The following is a 6608-nucleotide window of genomic DNA, read 5'->3' on the forward strand; positions in this document are numbered from 1 at the left end:
CATGCTCCTGACTCCCAACGCCATGGGCCGACCGCTGCGCGCGGGCCTGTACCTGACCACTGGCGCGATCGCGGCGTTCCTGCTGCTGCCGATCCTGTTCATCGTGCTGCTGTCGTTCGGCTCGTCGCAGTGGCTGGTGTTTCCGCCGCCCGGCTGGACCGTCAAGTGGTACGCGCAGTTCTTCTCCAACCCCGAGTGGATGCAGGCGGCCCTGGCCAGCCTCAAGGTCGCGCTGCTGACCACCTGCGCCGCCGTGGCCCTTGGCCTGCCCAGCGCCTTCGCCCTGGTGCGCGGGCGCTTCCCGGGCCGCGATCTGCTCTACGGGCTGTTCACCCTGCCGATGATCGTGCCGCTGGTGATCATCGCCGTGGCGGTGTATGCGCTGTTTCTCAAGCTGGGCTACACCGGCACCCTGCTGGCCTTCGTGGTCAGCCATGTGATCGTCGCCCTGCCCTTCACCATCATCTCGATCATCAACTCGCTCAAGCTGTTCGACCAGTCGATCGAGGATGCCGCGGTGATCTGTGGCGCCTCGCGCCTGCAGGCGATCTTCAAGGTGACCTTCCCGGCCATCCGTCCGGGCATGATCGCCGGCGGCCTGTTCGCCTTCCTGGTGTCGTGGGACGAGGTGGTGCTCAGCGTGATGATGGCCAGCCCCGAGCTGCAGACCTTGCCCGTGAAGATGTGGACCACCCTGCGCCAGGACCTCACGCCCGTCATCGCCGTCGCCTCGACGCTGCTGATCGGCCTGTCGCTGTTGATCATGGTCATCGCCGCCGCCCTGCGTCGGCGCAACGAAATCAGCGCCTGAGCGCCCGGAGACGACAACGATGAGTGCAGTGATGAAAGACGACACGCGCGCCAATTCCCTGGTCAGCCTGCGCAGCCTGAACAAGCACTACGGCAGCTTCGCCGCGGTGGACAACATCGACCTGGAGATCCAGGACGGCGAATTTCTCACCTTCCTCGGCTCCAGCGGCTCGGGCAAGTCCACCACCCTGTCGATGCTGGCCGGTTTCGAAACCCCGAGCAGCGGCGAGATCCTGGTCCAGGGCAAGTCGCTGGTGAACGTGCCGCCGCACAAGCGCGACATCGGCATGGTGTTCCAGCGCTACTCGCTGTTCCCGCACCTGAGCGTGCGCGACAACATCGCCTTCCCGCTGACCATCCGCAAGCAGAGCGCGACCGAGGTGGCCAGGCGCGTGGACGCCATGCTCAGGCTGGTGCAGCTGGAGGCGTTCGCCGAGCGCCGTCCGGCGCAACTGTCCGGTGGCCAGCAGCAGCGCGTGGCGATCGCCCGTGCGCTGGTGTACGAACCGCGCATCCTGCTGATGGACGAGCCCCTCGGCGCGCTGGACAAGAAGCTGCGCGAGGACCTGCAGGACGAGCTGCGTCAACTGCACCGGCGCCTGGGCATCACCATCGTCTACGTGACCCACGACCAGGAAGAAGCCATGCGCCTGTCACAGCGCATCGCCATCTTCAGTCACGGCCGGATCGTCGGCCTGGGCAGCGGCTACGACCTCTATCAGAACCCACCGAACGCCTTCGTCGCCTCGTTCCTGGGCAACTCCAACTTCCTGCGTTGCAAGGCCAGCGGCAATGGCGCGGCCAGCTTCGAAGGGCAGCCGCTGGCGCTGCGCCTGACCTCGGGACTGGCCATCGGGCAGGACGCGCTGATCATGGTCAGGCCGGAGAAAGCCCTGGCCCTGACGGCGCAGCAGGCAGTGCGCGAAGCCCTGCCGCCGGGCTGGAACGAGGTCACCGCCACGGTGCGAGAAGTGCTGTTTCTCGGTGAAAGCCAGACCTGCCATGTGCTCACCCCAGGTGGCAGCGAACTGACGGTGAAGGCATTGTCGGTCGCCGGCATGCCCATGCAGCCAGGCGACAAGGTCAAGGTACGCTGGGCCGTGGCCGACGCCTGCCTCTATAGCGAATGGGCCGAGAGCGACCTGAGCAAGGCGGCGGGCGCGCATTGAGCGCGTGGCCTGGCCGATCGCCTACTGGGGCGCCAGCGCACCGATGAAGTTCGCCAGCTCCGCCGTGCGCGGCGCGGCGAACACCTCGCGCGGGTGGCCGCTCTCGTGCACCTTGCCCTGGTGCATGAACACCAGCTTGTCGCCCACCTCGCGGGCGAAGCGCATCTCGTGGGTGACCATGACCAGGGTCATGCCCTCCTTGGCCAGTTGGCGCACCACCGCGAGCACCTCGTTGACCAGCTCCGGATCCAGCGCCGAGGTGATTTCGTCGCACAGCAGTACCTTGGGTGACATGGCCAGGGCGCGGGCAATGGCCACCCGTTGCTGCTGTCCACCGGAAAGACGGTCGGGGTAGGCGTCGATCTTGTCGCCCAGGCCCACCCGCTCCAGCATGCGCTGCGCCAGCTGGCGCGCCTCGGCCTTGCCGAGCTGCTTCACCACCTGTGGCGCGAGCATCACGTTTTCACCCACGGTCAGGTGCGGGAACAGGTTGAACTGCTGGAACACCATGCCGACCTTCTGGCGCAACGCACGCAGGTCGGCGCGGCCGGCATCGAGGTACTCGCCATCGACCTCGATCACCCCGTCGCTGATCGACTCCAGGCCGTTGAGCGTGCGCAGGAACGTGCTCTTGCCCGAACCGCTGCGGCCGATGATGGCCACCACCTCGCCTTGCTCGATGCTCAGGTCGACGCCCTTGAGCACATGGTTGTCGCCGTAGTACTTGTGCAGCGCGGACACTCTAAGCAGGGGCATGCAGCCTCCTTTCCAGGTAACGGGCGCTCAGCGAGAGCGGATAGCAGAGGATGAAGTAACCCACGGCCACCAGGCCGTAGATCAGGAACGGTTCGAAGGTGGCGTTGGCCAGCATGCCGCCGGTCTTGGTCAGCTCGGTGAAGCCGATGATCGAGGTGACCGCCGTGCCTTTGACCACCTGCACCGAGAAGCCCACGGTCGGGGCGATGGCAATGCGCAGGGCCTGGGGCAGGATCACATGACGCAGCTGCTCCAGCCGGCCCATGGCCAGACTGCCAGCGGCCTCCCACTGACCACGGGGAATCGCCTCCACGCAGCCGCGCCAGATTTCGGCGAGAAAGGCACTGGTGAACAGGGTCAGGGCGATGGCCGCCGCCATCCACGCCGACACGTCGATGCCGAACAAAGCGATGCCGAAGAACACCATGAACAGCTGCATCAGCAGTGGCGTGCCCTGGAACAGCTCGATGAACGCGCGGGCGGCGCCGCGCAGCAGCGGCCTGTCGCTGATCCTGGCCACCAGCAGCAGCAACCCGGCGATACTGCCGCAGGCGAACGCCACCAGCGACAACAGCAATGTCCACTGCAACCCGACCAGCAGGTTGCGCACGATATCCCACAGGGTGAAGTCCATTCAGCGCCTCCCCATCAGCAGGCGCTGGCCGATCCAGGCCAGCAACTGGCGCACCACGATCGCCATCAGCAGGTACAGCAACGTGGTCAGTAGATAGGTCTCGAAGGCGCGGAAGTTGCGCGACTGGATGAAGTTGGCGGCGAACGACAACTCTTCGGTGGCGATCTGCGAACAGACCGCCGAGCCGAGCATGACGATCACGATCTGGCTGCAAAGCGCGGGCCACACCTTGGCCAGGGCCGGTCGCAGGACCACATGACGAAACGCCTCGAAACGGCTCATGGCCAGTGCGGCGGCAGCCTCCAGCTGGCCCCTGGGGATCGCCTGGATGCCGGCGCGAATGATCTCGGTCGAATAGGCGCCCAGGTTGATCACCATCGCCAGCACCGCCGCCTGCCATTCGCTCAGGCGCACGCCCAGGGCCGGCAGGCCGAAGAAGATGAAGAACAGCTGGACGATGAACGGGGTATTGCGGATCAGTTCCACATACAGCCCGAACAGCGCATCGAACGGCCGCAGGCGCCAGGCCCGGGTCACCGCGCCAAGCACGCCGATGGCGACCCCGAGCACGGTGCCGACCAGGGTCAGCTCCAGGGTGAACAGCATGCCCCGCAGCAACAGGTCACCCTGCGCCAACACCGGGGCGAAGTCGAATTGATAGGCCATCGTTCAGACGCTCAGAGGTCGGCCGGCAGCGGCTGCTTGAGCCACTTCTCGGCGTTCTGGTTCAAGCTGCCGTCGGTCTTGGCGGCCTCCAGCGTGGCATTGACCTTCTCCAACAGTGCCGGCTCGTTCTTGGCCAGGCCCACGTACACCGGCGAATCCTTGAGCTTGACCTTGAGCACCGGCACTTTGGCCGGGTTCTTCGCGGCGATGGCGGCCATCACCACGCTGCCGCTGGCGATCAGCTCGACCTGGCCGGACAGGTAGGCGGCGATGGTCGAGTTGTTGTCCTCGAAGCGCTTGATGATCGCGCCCTTGGGCGCCACGGCGCTGAGTTCCATGTCCTCGATGGCGCCGCGGGTGACGCTGATGGTCTTGCCGGCGAGGGCCTGGACACCGTCGACTTGTGCCTCGGCCGGGCCGAACACCGCCAGGTAGAACGGCGCATAGGGGCGCGAGAAATCGATCACCGCGGCGCGCTCGGGGTTCTTGCCCAGGCTGGAGATCACCAGGTCGACCTTGCCGGTGGTGAGGAACGGGATACGGTTGGTGCTGTTGACCGGGGTCAGGGCCAGCTTGACCCCGAGCTTGTCGGCCAGCAGCTGCGCGGTGTCGATATCCAGGCCGCGAGGCTTGAGATCCGGGCCGACCGAACCGAACGGCGGGAAGTCCTGGGGCACCGCGACCTTGAGCACGCCTCGGGCGGTGATATCGGCCAGCGCGTCGGCGTGAGCCAGGGGGGCGGCGCAGAACAGGCTGGCCAGAAGCAGGGAGCGGAACATGTTCATCGAAAGGCCTCGCAGGAGTCCGGAAAGGGGCTGCGCTGCCAGTGCACGGGGCATGCCAGACTTGCAAAAAGCTTCTGAAAGCGGCTTCGCGCAAGACTTTCACGAGGTCTTACTGGTCTGAACAGTCGAGACTGTCGCGCCCCGCTTTCGCGCAAGCGTCACGAGGCTGCGCCAGGACGAGGCAAGACTTGCCAGCGCGGGGCGATTGCCCGTAAAAGAGAGCCCATCGTCCAATGTCGGTTCGTCAGGCACGCTGGGGTCGCTTTGCAGCCCCAGATCAGGTGATGAACGTCAACTGACAGGCATTGACTCACTCCCCCAACCCGGTCTGAACAGCATGCTCGCCACCGCCACGCGCCCCGTCCCGGAAATTGCCCTGCAGGCGATCCGCCAACTGATCGAGCAAGACGGCTACCAGCCCGGCGACGCCCTGCCCTCGCAGCGCGACCTGGCCGAACGCCTGGGGGTGAGCCGGGCCTCGTTGCGCGAGGCGTTGTCGTCACTCAGTGCCTTGGGGCTGGTCAGCGTGCAACCGGGCAAGGGGGTGTTCGTCCAGGCCCCGGCCACCGGCCAGCCATTGCCGGGTGGCTTCGCCTGGCCCTATGCCGAACAGGTCTCGGCCGCCGACACCTTCCAGCTGCGCTACGCCCTGGAAGGCTTCGCCGCCGGCCAGGCGGCGCTGGCGCTGACCGCCGACGACCTGGACGAACTACAGGCCAACGTCGAGGCAATGGCCGTGGAACTGCGCGCCGGGCGCTTCGAGGCCGCCGCGCGCCTGGATTTCGCCTTCCACCAGCGACTGCTGCAGGCCAGCGGCAACCGCGCGATGCTGCAGGTGATCACCGCCAGCCAGGACATTTTCCTGGAAAGCCAGAAGCTGCCCTTCATCCGCCCGGAACGGGCCATGGAAACCTGGCAGGAGCACCGCAAGATCCTGCGCGCCCTTGCCCGCCGCTCCCAGGCCGGCGCGCAACGGGCGATGCAGGAACATATCCGCAACGCCGCGGCGCGCACCGGGGTGGTGTTCGCCGGCTGAGCGGCCTCAGGCCTTGATGTAGCGCATCACTGCCTCGCAGATCACCTGCTTGTGGCGCTGCTTGATCTGCTCGTCGGACAGGTCGATCTGGAAGATGTCGCCGAAGGTATGGCGGTTCGATACTCGGTAGAAGCAGAACGAGCTCATCAGCATGTGCAGGTCGATCACTTCGATCCCCGCGCGGAACACGCCCTGCTCCACCCCGCGGGCGAGGATCTTGCCCAGCGCGTCGAGCACCATGCTGCTCATTTCGCGAATCACCGGCGACTGCTTGACGTATTCGCCGTAGTGAATGTTCTCGGTGCAGACGATGCGCACGAAGTCGACGTTGTTGGCGTGATGGTCGAAGGTGAACTCCACCAGCCGCTGGATCGCCTGCTCAGGCGACAGCGAGTCGAGGTCCAGGCTGTGCTCGGTCTTGCGGATGTCGCCGTAGAGCTTGACCAGGCATTCGACGTAGAGCTGCTCCTTGCTGCCGAAGTAGTAGTAGATCATGCGCTTGGAGGTGGCGGTGCGCTCGGCGATGGCATCGACCCTGGCGCCGGCCAGCCCCTGCTGGACGAACTCGGTGATGGCGGCCTGGAGGATGTTCTCGCGGGTCTTTTCCGGGTTGTTCTTGCGCGACTTGCGCAGCCCTTCGACTTCAGGCTTGGCTACCGAATCACTCATACCGACTCACAGGCTCGTTATAGGAATCCGCAGGATTATCCGTGAGCCGGGCGGTGCAGGGAAGCGTGGTGTTGGTCGAAAGG

At 65.8% G+C, this 6608-nt stretch carries 8 protein-coding genes; 3 read left to right on the forward strand and 5 right to left on the reverse strand.

Annotation, left to right across the window (positions count from 1 at the left end; genetic code table 11):
• Window position 1 precedes the first annotated feature (1 nt).
• Both N5D48_RS10480 and N5D48_RS10485 read left to right on the forward strand, forming a co-directional pair.
• Window positions 2-811 (forward strand): ABC transporter permease, encoded by an 810-nt coding sequence (locus N5D48_RS10480; RefSeq protein WP_279883838.1) that lies wholly within the window; start codon window positions 2-4, stop codon window positions 809-811.
• 19 nt (window positions 812-830) lie between these two features.
• Window positions 831-1979 carry an ABC transporter ATP-binding protein gene (locus N5D48_RS10485; protein WP_279883840.1) on the forward strand — a complete coding sequence of 383 codons (1149 nt, stop codon included), beginning with the start codon at window positions 831-833 and terminating at the stop codon, window positions 1977-1979.
• A gap of 21 nt (window positions 1980-2000) precedes the next feature.
• Here N5D48_RS10485 and N5D48_RS10490 read toward each other — a convergent pair whose 3' ends face one another.
• The 4 genes from N5D48_RS10490 to N5D48_RS10505 are packed head-to-tail and all read right to left on the reverse strand — an operon-like array spanning window position 2001 to window position 4820.
• Window positions 2001-2735 carry an amino acid ABC transporter ATP-binding protein gene (locus N5D48_RS10490; RefSeq protein ID WP_279883842.1) on the reverse strand — a complete coding sequence of 245 codons (735 nt, stop codon included), beginning with the start codon at window positions 2733-2735 and terminating at the stop codon, window positions 2001-2003.
• Window positions 2722-3369 (reverse strand): amino acid ABC transporter permease, encoded by a 648-nt coding sequence (locus tag N5D48_RS10495; RefSeq protein WP_279883844.1) that lies wholly within the window; start codon window positions 3367-3369, stop codon window positions 2722-2724. Before N5D48_RS10495 ends, N5D48_RS10490 begins: the two co-directional genes overlap by 14 nt.
• Window positions 3370-4035 (reverse strand): amino acid ABC transporter permease, encoded by a 666-nt coding sequence (locus N5D48_RS10500; RefSeq protein ID WP_279883846.1) that lies wholly within the window; start codon window positions 4033-4035, stop codon window positions 3370-3372. It abuts the gene before it with no gap.
• An 11-nt stretch (window positions 4036-4046) separates the two neighbouring features.
• Window positions 4047-4820 carry a transporter substrate-binding domain-containing protein gene (locus tag N5D48_RS10505; RefSeq protein ID WP_279883847.1) on the reverse strand — a complete coding sequence of 258 codons (774 nt, stop codon included), beginning with the start codon at window positions 4818-4820 and terminating at the stop codon, window positions 4047-4049.
• Between the two features lie 337 nt (window positions 4821-5157).
• Between N5D48_RS10505 and N5D48_RS10510 the strand changes: the two genes are divergently transcribed.
• Window positions 5158-5856 (forward strand): FadR/GntR family transcriptional regulator, encoded by a 699-nt coding sequence (locus tag N5D48_RS10510; RefSeq protein ID WP_279883849.1) that lies wholly within the window; start codon window positions 5158-5160, stop codon window positions 5854-5856.
• Between the two features lie 6 nt (window positions 5857-5862).
• Here N5D48_RS10510 and N5D48_RS10515 read toward each other — a convergent pair whose 3' ends face one another.
• Window positions 5863-6525, reverse strand: a complete 663-nt coding sequence (locus N5D48_RS10515; RefSeq protein WP_279883851.1) for a TetR/AcrR family transcriptional regulator — start codon at window positions 6523-6525, stop codon at window positions 5863-5865.
• Between the last annotated feature and the right edge of the window lie 83 nt (window positions 6526-6608).

This window comes from Pseudomonas sp. GD03858 (genome assembly GCF_029840925.1).
Lineage (GTDB): Bacteria > Pseudomonadota > Gammaproteobacteria > Pseudomonadales > Pseudomonadaceae > Aquipseudomonas.

Bases quoted from the DNA above. Each gene is read 5' to 3' on its own strand.
- N5D48_RS10480 (WP_279883838.1), top strand. From the start codon at position 2: ATGCTCCTGACTCCCAACGCCATGGGCCGACCGCTGCGCGCGGGCCTG.
- N5D48_RS10485 (WP_279883840.1), top strand. From the start codon at position 831: ATGAGTGCAGTGATGAAAGACGACACGCGCGCCAATTCCCTGGTCAGC.
- N5D48_RS10490 (WP_279883842.1), bottom strand. From the start codon at position 2,735: ATGCCCCTGCTTAGAGTGTCCGCGCTGCACAAGTACTACGGCGACAAC.
- N5D48_RS10495 (WP_279883844.1), bottom strand. From the start codon at position 3,369: ATGGACTTCACCCTGTGGGATATCGTGCGCAACCTGCTGGTCGGGTTG.
- N5D48_RS10500 (WP_279883846.1), bottom strand. From the start codon at position 4,035: ATGGCCTATCAATTCGACTTCGCCCCGGTGTTGGCGCAGGGTGACCTG.
- N5D48_RS10505 (WP_279883847.1), bottom strand. From the start codon at position 4,820: ATGAACATGTTCCGCTCCCTGCTTCTGGCCAGCCTGTTCTGCGCCGCC.
- N5D48_RS10510 (WP_279883849.1), top strand. From the start codon at position 5,158: ATGCTCGCCACCGCCACGCGCCCCGTCCCGGAAATTGCCCTGCAGGCG.
- N5D48_RS10515 (WP_279883851.1), bottom strand. From the start codon at position 6,525: ATGAGTGATTCGGTAGCCAAGCCTGAAGTCGAAGGGCTGCGCAAGTCG.